13 protein-coding genes are annotated in these 17,626 nt (G+C 44.1%); 9 read left to right on the top strand and 4 right to left on the bottom strand.

Going from position 1 to position 17,626, the window contains the following annotated elements:
- The first annotated feature begins 4 nt into the window (after positions 1 to 4).
- Positions 5 to 1,471, top strand: coding sequence for a TolB family protein (locus tag ACYIA1_RS01165; protein WP_480334114.1), 1,467 nt, complete (start codon positions 5 to 7; stop codon positions 1,469 to 1,471).
- Between the two features lie 212 nt (positions 1,472 to 1,683).
- On the opposite strand, the gene ACYIA1_RS01160 is transcribed toward ACYIA1_RS01165, so the two are convergent.
- Positions 1,684 to 1,926 carry a DUF6722 family protein gene (locus ACYIA1_RS01160; RefSeq protein ID WP_009018619.1) on the bottom strand — a complete coding sequence of 81 codons (243 nt, stop codon included), beginning with the start codon at positions 1,924 to 1,926 and terminating at the stop codon, positions 1,684 to 1,686.
- A gap of 163 nt (positions 1,927 to 2,089) precedes the next feature.
- Here ACYIA1_RS01160 and ACYIA1_RS01155 point away from each other — a divergent pair, with 163 nt between their 5' ends.
- From ACYIA1_RS01155 to ACYIA1_RS01125, 7 genes are all read left to right on the top strand, one after another.
- Positions 2,090 to 3,196 (top strand): glycoside hydrolase family 26 protein, encoded by a 1,107-nt coding sequence (locus ACYIA1_RS01155; protein ID WP_195474379.1) that lies wholly within the window; start codon positions 2,090 to 2,092, stop codon positions 3,194 to 3,196.
- A gap of 99 nt (positions 3,197 to 3,295) precedes the next feature.
- Entirely contained in the window at positions 3,296 to 4,468 is a 1,173-nt protein-coding gene (locus ACYIA1_RS01150; protein ID WP_480334111.1) for a glycoside hydrolase family 130 protein, read from the top strand.
- Positions 4,469 to 4,486: 18 nt separating this feature from the next.
- Complete coding sequence (locus ACYIA1_RS01145) at positions 4,487 to 5,878, top strand: MFS transporter (RefSeq protein WP_005865583.1); 1,392 nt, start codon at positions 4,487 to 4,489, stop codon at positions 5,876 to 5,878.
- Positions 5,871 to 7,070 (top strand): AGE family epimerase/isomerase, encoded by a 1,200-nt coding sequence (locus tag ACYIA1_RS01140; protein ID WP_480334109.1) that lies wholly within the window; start codon positions 5,871 to 5,873, stop codon positions 7,068 to 7,070. The genes ACYIA1_RS01145 and ACYIA1_RS01140 overlap by 8 nt, the downstream gene beginning before the upstream one ends.
- A gap of 81 nt (positions 7,071 to 7,151) precedes the next feature.
- Positions 7,152 to 8,573, top strand: a complete 1,422-nt coding sequence (locus tag ACYIA1_RS01135; RefSeq protein ID WP_480334107.1) for a sialate O-acetylesterase — start codon at positions 7,152 to 7,154, stop codon at positions 8,571 to 8,573.
- Between the two features lie 430 nt (positions 8,574 to 9,003).
- Entirely contained in the window at positions 9,004 to 9,771 is a 768-nt protein-coding gene (locus ACYIA1_RS01130; protein WP_230327922.1) for a helix-turn-helix domain-containing protein, read from the top strand.
- 444 nt (positions 9,772 to 10,215) lie between these two features.
- Positions 10,216 to 11,526, top strand: a complete 1,311-nt coding sequence (locus ACYIA1_RS01125) for an NAD(P)/FAD-dependent oxidoreductase (RefSeq protein WP_005865574.1) — start codon at positions 10,216 to 10,218, stop codon at positions 11,524 to 11,526.
- On the opposite strand, the gene ACYIA1_RS01120 is transcribed toward ACYIA1_RS01125, so the two are convergent.
- The 3 genes from ACYIA1_RS01120 to ACYIA1_RS01110 form a co-directional block, all read right to left on the bottom strand.
- Complete coding sequence (locus ACYIA1_RS01120; protein WP_413639952.1) at positions 11,521 to 13,626, bottom strand: TonB-dependent receptor domain-containing protein; 2,106 nt, start codon at positions 13,624 to 13,626, stop codon at positions 11,521 to 11,523. The genes ACYIA1_RS01125 and ACYIA1_RS01120 overlap by 6 nt on opposite strands.
- 81 nt (positions 13,627 to 13,707) lie before the next feature.
- Positions 13,708 to 13,923, bottom strand: a complete 216-nt coding sequence (locus ACYIA1_RS01115) for a PG1828 family lipoprotein (protein WP_057319968.1) — start codon at positions 13,921 to 13,923, stop codon at positions 13,708 to 13,710.
- Positions 13,924 to 14,088: 165 nt separating this feature from the next.
- On the bottom strand, positions 14,089 to 15,753 hold the full coding sequence (locus tag ACYIA1_RS01110) for an AMP-binding protein (RefSeq protein WP_480334103.1): 1,665 nt from the start codon (positions 15,751 to 15,753) through the stop codon (positions 14,089 to 14,091).
- An 82-nt stretch (positions 15,754 to 15,835) separates the two neighbouring features.
- Between ACYIA1_RS01110 and ACYIA1_RS01105 the strand changes: the two genes are divergently transcribed.
- Complete coding sequence (locus ACYIA1_RS01105) at positions 15,836 to 17,551, top strand: family 20 glycosylhydrolase (RefSeq protein ID WP_480334101.1); 1,716 nt, start codon at positions 15,836 to 15,838, stop codon at positions 17,549 to 17,551.
- Positions 17,552 to 17,626: the final 75 nt, after the last annotated feature.

The following is a 17,626-nucleotide window of genomic DNA, read 5'->3' as shown; positions in this document are numbered from 1 at the left end:
GGCCATGAGAAAGCTTATCTTATTATATAGTATATGTATAGCGTTATTTACCGCCTGTGGGGATTCGGTGGTATCCCCCGAACAAATAGAGAAATACCCGTCCATCTATCCGGATTATATCGGGGTAACAGTTCCCGCCACGATAGCTCCAATGAATTTCTCTTATACGGATACCTCCTATGAGCGGATAGATGTTATCGTAAAAGGGCACCAAGGCAAAGAGGTACATATAAACGCGAAGCATGTCAATTTCCCGGAAAAAGAGTGGAAGCAACTGCTCACCTCCAATCAAGGCGATAGTTTACTCTTTACTGTCAGTATCAAGCAAAAGGGTAAATGGAGTACTTACAAACCTTTCCCCATGTACATCAGCCCCCACCCGATCGATTACGGCCTAGTATACCGAAAGATCGCTCCCGGTTATGAAGTCTATAGCCGTATGGGTATTTATGAGCGTGATCTATCGTCTCATAAAGAAAGACCTTTGGTGGAAAACACGCTGGTCAAAGGTATGTGCGTAAACTGCCATGCCTTCAATCGTACGGACCCGAGCCATTTCAGTCTTCACATCCGAGGGACGCATGGAGCCACTTTTATGAGAACCGGCAATAAGGATGAATACCTCAACACGAAAACAGATCAGACAATCGCCGCTTGCGTCTATCCCTACTGGCATCCCGGAGGCGAATATATAGCGTATTCCACGAACAACACCCGGCAATCGTTCCATACGGTTAAGGACGAGCGGGTAGAAGTCTTGGATTTGGAATCTGATGTAGTCGTTTACCATCCGGCAGATCATCGTCTACTTCTTTGCGATCCTTTGCAAAAGAAAGACAGGTTCGAGACCTTCCCCGCATTCTCCCCGGATGGTCGTACGCTTTACTTTTGTTCCGCCGAGGCTAAAAAGATTCCCGAAGAATATAAAGAGATAAGATATAATTTATGTAGTATAGATTTTGATCCCTCTGCCGGTACATTCGGGAGCCGTATCGATACATTGGTGAACGCTGAGGCTTTAGGGAAAAGCGTATCTTTCCCCCGTCCTTCCTATGACGGCAAATATATTATGTTCACCTTATCCGATTACGGAAACTTTTCGATCTGGCATAAAGAGGCGGATCTATGGTTACTGGACTTGACAAGCGGAGACCTCCGCGAGCTATCCGAAGTAAATAGCGATGATACCGAAAGCTTTCACAACTGGAGTAGCAACTCCCGCTGGTTTGTCTTCAGTAGCCGCCGGGGTGACGGCCTTTATACCCGCCTTTATCTGGCTAGCATGGATGAGAATGGCAAGATAAGCAAGCCCTTTCTCCTTCCCCAACAAGACTCGGAAACCTATTACGATCGTTCTGTCTATTCCTATAATGTCCCGGATTTCGTCAATGCCCCTATTCTGCTGGACACGAAAGTATTTGAGAAGAGGATAACTTCAAAAGAGCGTATACAGGTTCAAGTTGGGAACTAGAAACCAAGGGTTACCAAAAACAATACACGGATCTTATAGAAAAAATAAATAATTCCATAAGATCCGTGTATTGGGTATAGTTCTATATCTAGATGTTCACTATAGGTTCTTCAGCCATTTCTTACCGGATTTGGTATAAGTCCATGCAAGAAATATCCCCATTACCACGATAATAATTAAAAACAAAAATGTCATGTTATTCATATCTGTTATTATTTAAATATTCTATTTGCACAAACCGCAATCATTCCTGTACCTCCTAAACCTGTTATGAGCATTACCCACTGTGAAAAATCATTCGGATTCTTATACAACGGGATAACCCCACATATAACTACACCCGCAAAAGTCAGTTTCGCCAAATCATAAAAGAACTTTCCCAAATTCTCCTTTCGGGCTTTCTCTCGTTCTCTCCCTTCCTTCACTTGTTCTTGTAAATCATTCCATTTTCCCATAGTCATTCTATTTGATTAATTAACATGCACAAAGATAACAATGAATTCCAAATCAAACAACCGTTCCGGTTAAAATAAAAATAATATCGCTATCCGATAAAATAATACTAGATTGTCTGCCCGATACCTCTTACATTCGCGTTCATAAAGAAAGACAGTTATCATGAAGAACACGAAATTAATCACTATGTTATGCCTAGGGGCACTAATCGCCTGTTCACCATCGAAGAAAGGACTAGAGCCGACAAGCGAACAGGTTTCGCCGAGAGAACGTTTAATAGAGAACCTACGTGCGATTCCACAAAAAGGAATCATGTTCGGACACCACGATGATACGGTTTATGGGATCGGATGGGAATTTGACGAAGGAGGCTCAGACGTGCAAAAAGTATGCGGCGATTATCCGGCCGTTATCAGCTTTGATCTTGGAGAGATCGAACTCGGGGGAGATAAAAGCCTTGATAAAGTACCTTTCGAGAAAATACGCAAGGAAATCATCAACCAATATAACCGGGGAGGCTTGGTATCTTTAAGTTGGCATCCCCGTAACCCTAAAACCGGAGGGGACGCTTGGGACGTATCAGACCATGCTGTCGTGAAATCGATCCTTCCGGAAGGGGAGAACTATGAGAAATTCCAAAGTTGGCTAGGCAAAGTGAATGATTTCATCCTTTCCTTGAAAACAAGCGATGGCACCAAGATTCCCGTCCTATTCCGTCCTTGGCACGAACACACCGGAAGTTGGTTCTGGTGGGGACAGAATTTATGTACCACGGATGAATACAAGGCGCTATGGCGAATGACCGCCGATTATCTAAACGCTCACGGAGCAACAGACCAGATCGTATACGCTTATTCCACAGGTACAGAGCCGCAGGATCAAGCGTCTTATCTGGAACGTTACCCCGGACATGACTTGATCGACGTCCTAGGCTTCGACGCTTACCAACGGGAAGATAAGGATTTCTTCTTGAAAAGCATGGATACCAGTCTTTCCGTAATAGACAGCATAGGCAAAGCCAACCATAAGATCATAGCGGTCACGGAGACCGGCTACGAAGGGATACCAGACTCCACATGGTGGACGGGAACCCTGCTGCCTGCCATGGAGAAATATCCGGTCGCTTATGTATTGGTATGGAGAAACGCCCGTGAAAAAGTCACTCACTTCTTTGGCCCTTATCCCGGACAAGCCTCTGCCGAGGATTTCAAGAAGTTCTTTGAAAATCCGAAAACATTGTTCGCCTCCGATATCAACCTATATAAATAACATCATACATAACCAGATAAATCACGTCATATCCAGTTGTAGAGACGGGGCGTGCCCCGTCTCCCACCATCTGATAATATCATTTAAAGCAAAAACATCATGGAACAATTTCAAGAAAAAGTAAACGAACTCTTCGCTAAACACGAAACCTTGTTAAGCCGGAAAAATATCCCTTTAGAAGACGGAAACGGAATCTTCACCCGTTATCAACACCCTGTACTGACAGCCGCGCATACCCCGATCTTCTGGAGATATGACTTAAATGAAAAGACAAACCCCTACTTGATGGAACGCATCGGCATGAACGCAACCATGAACTCCGGCGCGATCAAATGGAATGGTAAATATATATTAATGGTACGTGTAGAAGGAAGCGACCGTAAATCCTTCTTCGCCGTAGCCGAAAGCCCGAACGGAGTAGACAATTTCCGCTTTTGGGATTACCCGGTAACCATGCCGGACGATCTTGTCCCGGCCACGAATATTTACGACATGCGCCTAACCGCTCATGAAGACGGCTGGGTTTACGGAATCTTTTGCGCCGAGCGCCATGACCCGAACGCAGCACCCGGTGATTTGTCCTCGGCAACCGCCACGGCAGCTATCGCCCGGACAAAAGACTTAAAAAACTGGGAACGTCTCCCGGATTTAAAGAGCAAGAGCCAACAACGTAACGTCGTATTACACCCGGAATTCGTAAATGATAAATATGCCCTTTACACCCGCCCCCAAGACGGATTTATCGACGCGGGAAGTGGCGGTGGTATCGGATGGGCCTTGATTGATGATATCACGCACGCCGAAGTCAAGGAAGAAACCATCATCGACCAACGTTACTACCATACGATCAAGGAAGTGAAAAATGGCGAAGGCCCCCACCCGATCAAGACACCGAGAGGCTGGTTACATCTCGCCCATGGCGTACGGGGATGCGCCGCCGGATTACGTTACGTGCTTTATATGTATATGACCGCGCTGGAAGATCCCACGAGACCTATCGCCACACCCGCCGGCTATTTCATGGCTCCGGAAAATGAGGAACGGATCGGCGATGTATCCAACGTTTTATTCTCTAACGGATGGATCGCGGATGAGGATGGAACCGTATATATTTACTACGCATCCTCTGATACCCGTATGCACGTGGCTGTATCCACAATCGATAAATTGGTAGATTACTGCATGAACACTCCGGCCGACGGGCTGACTACGACCGCATCTGTCGAGACGCTGAAAAAGCTAATCGATCGAAATCTTCCACTCCTGAAATAACCTACAAAAACCACTCATATGATTAAACTAACAGAGAAGATAGGCTACGGTTTCGGGGACATGGCATCGTCCATGTTCTGGAAACTGTTTGGCGCTTACTTGATGATTTTCTATACGGACGTATTCGGATTACCGGCAGCAGCCGTAGGTACGATGTTTTTGATAACTCGTATATGGGACTCGGTCTTTGACCCGATTGTCGGCGTTGCGGCGGATCGTACGCAAACACGCTGGGGAAAATTTCGCCCTTATTTGCTTTGGCTGGCGATCCCGTTCGCCGCTATCGGAGTGCTCACTTTCACGACTCCTTCTTTCGGACAAACAGGTAATTTGATCTATGCCTATATCACCTATTCCTTGATGATGATGGTGTACTCCGCCATAAACGTGCCTTACGCATCCTTGCTTGGAGTAATGAGTCCATTGCCGCAAGACCGTAATACCCTTTCTACGTACCGCATGGTATTCGCCTATATCGGCAGTTTTATAGCCCTGTTGCTATTCATGCCGATGGTGCGTTTCTTTAGCGGAAATAGCGATGAATTGGCGGATCAACAACATGGATGGACCCTAGCGGTCGTAGTTATCGCTATCCTGTGCGCCATTCTCTTTTATGGATGTTTCGCATGGACAAAAGAACGGGTAAAACCGATTAAAGAGCAACAAGGCTCGTTAAAAGATGACTTGAGAGACCTATTGCGCAACAAGCCTTGGTGGATACTATTGGGAGCAGGTGTCTCCGCTCTGGTTTTCAATTCCATCCGCGACGGGGCTACCGTATATTATTTCAAATACTTTATCGTTGAGGAAGCCTATGCCAATGTATCTCTTTTCGGAGTCTCCTTCGTCTTAAGCGGATTATATCTGGCGGTAGGACAGGCGGCAAACATTATCGGAGTAATCTTGGCCGCCCCATTAAGCAACCGGATCGGAAAGAAAAGAACCTATATGGGCTCCATGCTGATCGCCTCGGTCTTAAGCATCCTCTTTTTCTGGCTCGACAAGACGGATCTAGCCCTGATATTCACGTTCCAAGTGTTCATCAGTATTTGCGCCGGTAGTATTTTCCCCTTACTTTGGTCCATGTACGCTGATTGCACGGATTACTCAGAACTAAAAACCGGGAACCGTGCCACAGGATTGATCTTCAGTTCTTCGTCCATGAGCCAGAAATTCGGATGGGCGATCGGCACGGCTATCACAGGCTGGCTGCTCGCTTTCTTCGGATTTCAGGCCAATACCGTACAAAGCGAGGAAACGATTAGCGGAATCAAGATGTTCCTCAGTTTCTTACCGGCCGTAGGTACGATCCTGTCCGTTGTATTTATCGCTTTCTATCCGCTTAGCGAGACAAAGATGAAGGAAATCACCGCAACATTAGAAACCAAAAGAAAAGAAACAAATGAATAAAATCTCCGAAGATTTACAAAACGAGGTTCAATGGGAGCTAGAGAACAATATCCTCCCTTTTTGGATGAACCGAATGATTGATAATGAGTATGGTGGTTTCCATGGGCAAATCACGGGAAACGGCCAACGAGTCGTACATGCCCCTAAAGGCGCCATCTTGAACGCCCGTATCCTATGGACATTCTCCGCCGCATACCGTTTATTACGAAAGCCGGAATATCTGGAAACGGCGACCCATGCAAAACGCTACCTTATCGATAAATTCTACGACCAAGAATTCGAGGGTATTTACTGGGAATTAGACTATACCGGTCAACCGGTGCAAACCAAAAAGCAAATCTACGCCTTAGGATTCGCTATCTACGGATTAAGCGAGTACAACCGGGCTACCGGAGATAAAGAAGCGTTGGATTATGCGATCCGTCTCTTCAAGGCAATCGAACAATATAGTTTCGACCCGGAAAAGAACGGTTATATGGAAGCCTTTAGGAAAGACTGGAAACTGATAGAGGATATGCGACTCAGCGACAAGGATGAGAATGAGAAAAAAACAATGAATACCCACCTGCATATCCTCGAACCTTATACCAACTTGTACCGGGAATGGAAAGACGAGCACCTCAAAAAACAACTCCGAAACTTGATCCTGATTTTCACCGACAAGATTTTGGATCACCGTACCTATCATTTAAACCTCTTTTTCAACGAGGATTGGGAAAGCAAATACCGTATCATCTCCTACGGTCATGATATAGAGGCATCTTGGTTACTGCATGAGGCCGCTATCGAATTGGGAGACAACGAGATCCTTCAGAAAGTAGAGCCTTTGGTTCAAAAGATAGCGATAGCGGCCGAAGACGGGTTATTAGCGAACGGTAGCCTCATTTACGAGTATCACCCGGATGAGAAGAAAGCCGACACAGACCTGAATTGGTGGGTGCAAGCCGAGAATGTAGTGGGTCATTTCAACTTGTATCAACATTTCGGAGATGAGCCTGCCTTAGGCACAGCCTATACATGCTGGAAATTCATTCAGCGTTATTTGATCGACAAGGAACAAGGGGAATGGCATTGGAGCGTATCGCTCGATCACGAGATCAATCGCGAGGATGACAAGGCCGGTTTCTGGAAATGTCCCTATCACAACGGACGGATGTGTATGGAGATTATCGAACGACTTGCCGGCGAATAGCCGTCCGAAAGACCGCCTGCCGGCTCTTTTTTATCAGATTAACAACCGTCGGAAGCTTCCGACATCAAAAAAACAAGCGATATGAACAAATTCTATTGGATGGCGATCGGCCTCCTTCTCGGTTTGGTGAACCTCCGGGCCGAGATCAAGCTGCCAGCTTTGGTAGGCGACAACATGGTACTCCAACAAGCCACTAAAGTACGGCTCTGGGGAAATGCAACCCCAAATTCAAGCCTGAAAGCCCGTAGTTCTTGGGACAATACGGAATACACGGCCCAAGTAAACGATCAAGGCAGATGGGAAATCTGGGTTCAGACGCCCTCGGCCAGTTTCGAAAAGCAACAGTTAACATTAGAGAATGGACAAGACAAGATTGTCTTGCATGATCTTCTGATCGGCGAGGTATGGTTCGGTTCCGGCCAATCCAATATGGAAATGCCATTAAGAGGTTTCTGGCACTGCCCTATCGAGGAAGGTAACCACGCTATCGCTACATCCGGGAAATATAAGAACTCGATCCGTTACGCTACGATCCAACGGGTCGGAGCCTTGGAACCGAAAGATTATCCGGTAGGTGGCGAATGGAAAGTATGTGATCCGCAAAACGCACCGGAGTTCGGAGCTACCGCCTATTTCTTCGCGACCCTGTTGACCGAGGTGTTGAACGTGCCGGTAGGTATCATCAATTGTAACTGGGGCGGCTCCACAGTGGAAGGTTGGTTGCCCAAAGACATCCTGCTAAATTATAGCGATATCGATCTATCCTTAGCGGGTAACGATGAGAAAATCCATCCGATGCTACAACCCATGATCATGTATAACGGAATGCTGAAACCAGCCAGCAAATATACGGTCAGAGGTTTCCTATGGTATCAAGGAGAGTCAAATGTCGGACACCCGGACTACGCTAAACGCCTAGCGACAATGGTAGAACATTGGAGAGGATTATGGGGACAAGGAGAATTACCTTTCTATCTGGTAGAAATCGCCCCTTACGAATATGGAGAAGGAGCCCAAGCCGCATACCTTCGTGAAGAGCAATACAAAGCCACCCGGTTGATCCCCAATAGCGGTATTGTTTCCACGAACGATCTGGTACAGGATTACGAGAAACGGCAAATACACCCCAAAGAGAAACAAAAGATCGGTGAGCGTCTTTGTTATATGGCTCTAAACAAAACCTATGGTTATACAACCATCGCTTGTGAGAGCCCCCAATACGATCATATGGAAATAGATAAAGATAAAATCATTCTTTTTTTCAAGAATGCGGAAGATGGCTTCAATCGAGATAACGGGATCATAGGCTTCGAGATAGCCGGAAAAGACATGCGTTTCCACAAGGCAAACGCAACTATAGACGCTAACAAGAAAACCGTTATTATCTCAGCTCCGGGCGTAAAAGCCCCAATAGCCGCTCGTTATGGTTTCCGGAATTTCCAAATTGGCAACTTGCAAAACGTACAAGGATTACCGGTGCTTCCATTCCGCACGGATAAATAAAACGACTTAGAAAATAAAACACAATACGTTATAATATTCAAGCTTGTTCATACGTAATGTCTTATTTTCATTTGTAAGACGTATTTAGTTTTTATTTCATTCTATTGTGATAATAGAAATTACCCTCCTAAAGTATTAGTAAACTTAATTCTTCCCTTAAAAAAATGGGAGATCTTATTTTACAAGGAATCAGAGACCTCCTCTGATTCCTATTTATTTTTCATTCATATCATAATGTATACAAAAAATGATAGTTTGTATACAGACCATACTAATACATTGCGCTTTTTTTGCATCTAGATTTACTGAAGGGGGGAAATATTTGTATAACAAACTAAATAACAATAATTTCATAAACAAGCTTATTAACAGAATTTCTCCGGAAACATCTGAAAACCGAATCTTACACGCTGGCTTTAGTATCATATTGATGTCAGAGGAAATAACACAAACCTTATCTGGTTTATCCAGCGATATGATTATTTTTATCTTAAGCGGATCCATAACTATATATTCCACTAAAGAAGAAAAGAAAACAATCGGTGAACAGTATATGATCTTTCTAAGATCATTTGAAAATTACACATATGATATCACACTAGGTTCAAAAATCATCATTTTCTTTTTTGACAGTTTAACGATGAATGAGTTACCGTATTACCAACATCCGTACGGAATATTACCTCAACCTATCTCTAAGTGGATAGAACTGAAAATAGTGGAACCTTTATACGGTTTTCTAGAACTTGTCGGACAATATCTTGAAAATAATTTCCTGAACTACCCTTTGTATGAATTAAAGAGAACGGAATTATTCTACTTACTGAAAAAGCTTTATAGAAAAGAGGAATTAGACTACTTTTTCTATTTATCAAGTACGCATTCAGCAGAGTTTGAGAGACTCATCGCCGAGAATTATATAAAAGCTAAAACAGTAACAGATCTAGCTCAAATGATAGGTTACGGAGTAAATTCCTTTCGAATGAAGTTTAAAAAAGCTTTCGGTATTCCAGCCTACGAATGGCTGATGCAAGAGAAATCCAAACGACTATTGGTCGCCATAGCTAACAGCGAGGATGATTTTAAGAACATAATAGATGAATTCGATTTCTCCTCGCATTCGCATTTCTACAAATTTTGCAAGGCACGCTTTGGATATAGTCCCACGGAGCTAAGGAAAAAACTTAAATCGTTGTAGAAAACACCCCCTATCAGAATATACATTTAAATTGTCAAGTTGTATAACTCCTAATAAGTTATGCTCATTTATCTTTGCCTCATTGATTTTAGACACCTATCCGTATGGATGATCTAATAAAAGATAGTGTATAATGACCACCATATTTTTTTATGTTTTACTATTCCAAATTAAAGACTGGGATAAAATTTGTGAAGAAGAGGGTAAAATGACATCGCCGATAATTTGCTATATTTTGCTAGGGGTTATCTTATTCATAATCTTGATGCGTATACTTTCCATATTGCAGTTTTTGCGATTGAAGCGGAAGGTAAAGAAACGTATTTCCCCGAAACACGATAAACCTTCCTGTAAATAAAGCCTCTACCCGCTTACATACATTAATAATTAACGGAAGAACCAATTCGCTTCTTTCTATGTTTATATAGGAAAAGCGTTTAGATCATGGGCTTCAACATTCCTTACACAGACAAAAAGCGGGTCGTAATTATCGGGGGCGGATTTGGAGGGTTAAAACTAGCTGAGAAATTGAAAAAGAGCAAGTTTCAAGTAGTCTTAATCGACAAGAACAACTATCACCAGTTTCCTCCCCTGCTTTATCAAGTAGCGTCCTCCGGCTTAGAATATAATGAAATATCCTTTCCATATCGAAAGATATTCCAGAAGAGAAAGAACTTTTACTTCCGGTTGGCAGAGGTATATGGCGTCAATCCGAAAGGGCATACCATTCAAACCTCCATCGGCGAATTGGAATATGATTATCTTGTAATCGCCGCTGGAACTATCACCAACTTCTTTGGAAACAAAACGATCGAGGAACAGTCTCTACCCATGAAAACGGTAGAAGAGGCGTTAGCTTTACGAGACACCTTATTAATTAATTTAGAGAAAGCGACTACTTGTACGGACCCAGACGAGAAGCAAGCTTTGCTAAATATAGTTGTTGTAGGTGGAGGGGCTACAGGTGTAGAAGTATCCGGCGCTTTATCCGAGATGAAACGGTTTGTTTTGCCAAAAGACTATCCGGATCTAGGAAACTTTCATATGAATATCTATCTGATAGAAGGGTCCCCTAAATTACTAGGGGCCATGTCTCCGGAAGCCTCCTCCAACGCTAAACGCTTCCTTGAGGATATGGGCGTTAACATCATTCTTCAGAAGCGTGTCGTGGACTATAAGGATGGGAACGTTTTCTTAGATGACGGACAAACCATACCCACTAGAACCTTACTTTGGGTAAGTGGTGTGAAAGCGGTGCATTTCGATCATATCGAAGGAGAACTCTTGACCCGGGGGGAACGGATTATCGTCAATGAATGTAATCAAGTAAAAGGCTTATCCAATATATTCGCCATAGGAGATGTCTGCTGGATGGCAGAACCGGATTACCCGAACGGACATCCGCAAGTCGCTCAGGTAGCGATTCAGCAAGGTGAGTTATTAGCCGAAAATCTACAACGGATCGAGGCTCTAAAAAAACCGAGACCTTTCCATTATAAGAATTTGGGAACTTTAGCTACTGTCGGCAGGAATAAAGCGGTTGCCGATTTAAATAAGGTGAAATTACACGGATTTACGGCATGGTTGGTTTGGATGCTCGTACATTTACGTTCCATCTTAGGAATCAAGAATAAGCTAATTGTACTGATCGACTGGATCTGGAATTATTTCACGTACGACCGTTCCATGCGTTTCATCTTGTTCATCCAAAAGCACAAACAAGATGGAACACAGGGCACGGAACCTACTTTATAAACGATAAGTCAACGTAAGCCAAGCTACCCGGGCATCACGATTGCGCTTTTGCGTCATTTCTAAGTTCGGGGCATCAATAATCGTTGTTTCTTCTAAACTATCGAATATATTGTTGATACTTAAGTTCGCGCATAATTTACGATTGAGGAAATATTGAGAGAGACCGGCATTTACGCTATAACGGCCTTTGATCTTACCTTGAGGCGTAAGCTGGTCGGAAACGTAGAAGCCGTCTACCTGAAAATCCGTAGTCGGCGTAATACTTACGTTTACATTCCCCTTCACATCCCAGCAAACCAAGGATTTCTTCTCGTCATAGCCTATCGTACGCCCATCGATCTCGTCCCGATAGATATCCCCGGAGAAACCGACCGTCAAGATACGTACCGGATTCCAGCTACCGGACAAGTCGGCTCCGACTGCTTGGCTATGTCCGATATTCTCTTTCTTCCAAACCGTCTCGTCATTTACTTGGCTAGCGACCTCCATGATACGATTCGTACGATTCCGGTAATAAATAGCCGGAGTCAAACGAAAACGGGGAGCCGAAAACAGATATCCTAGCTCTACGTTATGGATAAACTCATCCTTCAAGCCCGGATTCCCCTGTATGATATGGGTAGGATCACTGTTATTCAAGAAAGAGCACAAATAGCTGCCATTCGGACGAATCACCCGTTGCTGATAACTCAAGCTTAAACGATTGCTCTTATTCACCTCATAAGTAAAACGGGCACGAGGATACAAATGAAAACGAGAGCTCTTGTTCTCTTTGCCTTTTATCCCCTGCCAATAAGGGTCGTTGATCCAAGAAGGGCTAAACTCATTCATCTTAAAATGACTAAATTCCGCCTGTATCCCTATCTCCGCGTTAAAAGCGCCCCAATTCTTAACCACGTCCGCATAGATCAAATTCAGATAACGTTTGAAATCGTAATTATACGATTTCGCCGGACTTAGCTCAAAACTACCGTCCACCTTATCAAAAGCAGCCGTCAGATAATCCTCGTTTCGCGCACGACCTATATAACCAAGCTTGAAATCCCAACCATCGATCTCCTGCCCATATCCAAATCCCCAGAAATAATTATGTTTCGTATGGTCGATAGATTGGTTATCCTCCGAGACGATATTCCCGTTTTGAGGATTCTCATTCTTGAAATCATTATCCTCATCATACGAGAAATTATTATAGTTGAATACGGTATAAAAACCTTGATTCTCCGAAATCTCATGGTTCCAATACGCTTCGGCGGCATAAGCTTCCTGACGCTGGTCGTTATACCGGTTACGGATCACGTACTTCATTTGCTCCCCTTTCGGGTTGAATACCCGGTTGTTAATGCGTCCATACCGGCTATAATCCATCAAATGATACAGGCCATGCACGGTGATCCGGTCTTTCGCGGAAAGATCATAGTCTACTTTCATATCCGCCACATGTACGTCCGGACGAGCCGTGGCATTATTATTCATCTCCGTCCGGTTTTTAGCGGTCGCGGTCGATTTGCTGAAAGATCGTTCCCGGTATTCCCTCCTATAATTGTATTTCGCGTTGATATGGAATTTTCCGGGATGCAAATTCAATACCGCTCCTGCGTTATATCGCTCATTCCATCCCGCCCCAAGCGTAACATATAGAGGGGAATCTCCCGTTCCATACATACGAGGCACCAGATTGAGTATGCCCACATCACCATCCGGCACCGCATTAATCGGAGGAAACGCACCTAATGAGATCTGGTTAAAGAACAGGGCGGGAAGTTGGATCAGCACGTCACCGCTATATTCTTCCAGCAAACCGTAAGGAACTCCATCGACAAGCATCCCGACATTACCGGAGCCCCTGTATATAACGGCTCCTTCCATATCGGTTATGACAGAAGGCAATTGGCGAAAAGCATCCGCCGCCGTATTGGTAACGCTACTCAAGTTATTATCTACCCGCAAGATTTTCATCCCGCCCCTCTCGCTCAACCCGGCGAAACGGGTACCCTGAATCTCTATATTCCGGATCGTAAGCGTCGTATCGGCAGGAGTCTGCGAGAATACCGGCATAGCCAATAGAGCGGCCAATGGAAGAAGTAAAATTTGTCTCATATCATTATCTATGGTTTATAAACAAAAAAAGTCTGTATGTTCAACGCATACAGACTGTCCTCAAAACTCGTTTACTGATTATTATTCAGCAGGAGCAGCTTCTACGGCAACAGAGTCAGTAACCTCAACAGCTACAGAATCAGTAGCGGCAGCATCCTCTTCTACTACAGGAGCTTCCTCAACTACAGTAGCCTCTTCTGTTTCAGCAACAGATTCGGTAGTTTCAGCAGATTTGTTGCCACAAGATGCGAATGATACAGCTGCGATAACAGCAGCAAATGCAACTAACTTTTTCATTTTGTTCTTAATTTAAACGGTCTATAATATCTTGTTGTTGTAAAACGATGCAAATGTATGTATTAATCATATATGTTGTACAACATAAGACGTTTTTTTTTGAATTATTTTCTACCGCTTTTACAATATGCTGAATATTAGCTGCGTTTGCTTTCTATTTATTTATCAATAATTACTGTACAGGTAACGCTTAATGCTTTTCTTCGGTGTTTTCTCGAATTCTGTCGGATACAATTGTATCTCCGAGATCGTTTCGTAAGGAGCCAGGAGCTTGTTCAACTCTATCCTATTTTGTTCCATGATAACTGGAAGATCCGTATGCGAGATACCCGTACTATCCACCGTATCGTAATCCGGATACACCATCCCGATCAATTTCCCGTTTTTCTCCACGACCAAACTCTCCATCACGAATGGCAAATTGTTCAATTTGGATTCAATCTCTTCCGGATAAATATTTTGTCCGCTAGCGCCCAAGATCATCGTCTTGCTACGTCCACGTATAAAAATACGGTTGTCATGATCGATCGTACCCAAATCACCAGTCCTTAGCCAGCCATCTTCCGTGAAGACATTTTGGGTTGCCTCATCATTCTTATAATAGCCTTTCATTACGTTCTCGCCCGATACATGAATCTCGCCTACCTTATTATAAGGGTCTTCCGAATCGATACGGACTTTCATGATCCCTTTCAAGATCTGTCCGCAAGAACCGGGCACATACTCATTATTATGGTCATAACTGATCAACGGGCCACATTCCGTCATACCATAACCGATCGTGAACGGGAATTTGATCTTATACAAGAAATCCGTTACTTCTTGATTCATGGCGGCGCCCCCCACGATCACTTCACGGAAACGTCCTCCCAAGGCATCCACCAAATGTTTGCGGATCTGCGCATAGATACGTGAATCCAACAGTGGGATATTCAAAGCCAACTTCAAGGTTCGCTTATTCAACTGAGGAAGGATCATCTTCTTATAGATCTTCTCCAAAATCAGGGGAACCATCAAGATCAAGTTCGGCTTCACCTCTTCGAATGCCTTTAATAAGATTTTAGGAGACGGCACCTTACCTAATAAATAGACATGCACACCGAATGCCATGGGTACCAATAAATTGAAAGCGCAACTATAGGCATGGGCCAGAGGCAGGAAACATAACTCACGTTCACCCCGGAACAATAGATCCAGTGTCCGGGCATACGTCACGTTTCCGGCTAAATTATTCCCCGTCAACATAACCCCTTTGCTAAATCCGGTCGTACCCGATGTATAGTTGATCTCTACCACCTTGTCATTATCCAGCTCAGCGTATTTGATATCCTCTTGGGTGAAACCATCCGGATATTTCTCGGTCATCTTCTCATCCAGCGATTTCATCAACTTCTGGATATTCTCTCCATCCCGTTGATGCAAGCAACGATAATCGGAAAGAGAGAATACGCCGCGAACCTCCTCGATCTTATCTTCCTCCAAAGAATCCCAAATCCGATCGCTAACGAACAAAAAGACAGATTCCGAGTGATTAATAATATGATGTACATCATTCGGATTAAAGTCCTGAAGAATAGGCACGATAATCGCCCCATAAGTAACAACCGCCATATAAGCGATGCACCAACGGGAGCTGTCTTTACCGATCAACGCGATCTTGTCTCCACGACGGACTTGGCACTCATGGAATAAAAGATGAATACGTGCGATCTCCGTTGCTACATCACAGAAAGTAAAGGTTTTACTTTTCCCGTAATCCGTTAATGCCGGCAAGGCCCAGTTTTCCTTGAAACTCTCCTCGTAAATCTTAATGAAATTCTCTTTGATCATAGCACACTTTTGTGAAATTCGCGTAAAAGTAAAAACAAATCCTTACTTTTGCCATGATATAACCTATAAATTTAAAATAAGAATGAAAAGAATCACTCTCGCATGGGCATTGACCCTCTGTAGTTTTATTACATTTATCGCCTGTTCATCCCCAGATGTTGGAGAAAGAAGCGTAAGCATTATCCCCGCTCCGGCCCAAATGACAGTAGGCGAAGGTACATTCACGATCCATCCCGGCATCGAGATCGGTTATGCGGACGAATCCTTAAAGGGTATGGGCGAGTTGCTATCCAACGAGATAGAAAAGCTATCCGGCATCAAGCTGGCTTCCGCCTCAGACAAAGAATCGAATTGCATCATCTTCCTCGAGTTGACAGATCCGAAAGAGTTCGCCGACCTGCCAAAAGCTTATGGATTGAGTCCGAAAGATAGTGTCCCCGTAGATGAGTCTTACTCCCTCTCCATCCAAAAGAGAAACATCTACATCAAGGCCACTACCCTAGAAGGTATCTATCGAGGTATCACTACCTTGAAACAAATCGTGGGTGGTAATCTACAATCCGGAGGCGAGAAGATTTATCTACCGCTACTGGAAGTGAAGGACTCACCTCGTTTCGCTTGGCGTGGGCTTTCTTTCGATGTATCTCGTTGCTTCTTCGATCCCGAGGAAGTGAAACAAGTGATCGATATGATCGCCTTATATAAGATGAACGTACTGCATATGCATCTTTCCGATAACCAAGGCTGGCGTATCGAGATCAAGAAATATCCCGAGCTAGCGGAAATAGGAGGTCAACTTCCCAACAACGGCAGAAAAGGAGGCTATTATACGCAAGAGGAATTCAAGGATCTCGTTAATTACGCGAAAGAACGCTTCATCACGATCATACCGGAAGTAGATATCCCGGGGCATACAGCTGCCGTATTCGCCGCTTATCCAGACTTCAAGAACGCTGTCAAATTCAAGACCAAGGTTAACATCCCGGGGCAGGCCTTCAATGCGCTCGACGTAGATGATCCGAAAGCGATGCGATTCACGGAGGATGTTATCGCGGAGCTAGCCGCTTTAGCACCCGGAAACTACATCCATATCGGAGGCGACGAGGCGATCGGCTTACCCCATGATAAGTTCGTCCGTTTTATAAATAAGACACGGGAAATCGTACTGAAGAATGGAAAGAAAATGGTCGGCTGGCAAGAAACCGCCCGTGCGGATATCTCGGAAGGCGATGTCATCCAGCACTGGATTTATCTGAAGCAAAAAAGCGAGGACTCTTCTAAGAAAAAAGATAATATACCTGCCGAATATAAAGAGATCATGGCCTTATTCGCAGAATTCATGAAAGAGGCACCAAAAGATCCGGGACTTGGTATATCCAAAAAAACGAAAGTGATTCTCTCGCCGAGCGGTTACGTTTATCTGGACCATAAATATCTGGAACCAAGTGCGGACTCCACCCAAAACGCGGAGCAAGAACGTCTGGGCATGGCCGCCTATGAGAAACAAACGATCCAAGAAATGTACGACTGGGACCCGATGACCTTCAACCCAACTGTAGAGAATCCTCAAAAAGATGTAGCGGGTATAGAAGCCGCTATCTGGTGCGAGACGATCACCAATTTCAGAGATCTGCAATTCCTGTTAATGCCCCGTTTGGCTGGTGTCGCCGAAAAAGGTTGGTCCAAAGTAGAGAACACACATTGGGACGAATATAAAGTAAGACTTGGCGCGCAAGCCCCCTTATGGGAAAAGGCCGATTGGAACTATTTTAAATCATCCTTAGTGGATTGGAAATAACAGTACAAAACCTTCATAATATTACGAATATTTCGAAATAAATTAAATATCTTTGTCCTATTAACTTTAGGACAA

It is taken from the genome of Parabacteroides sp. KHUB-02, assembly GCF_056640955.1.
The sequence above is the reverse complement of the archived record's forward strand: the minus strand, read 5'-3'. Positions and strand labels throughout refer to the sequence as shown.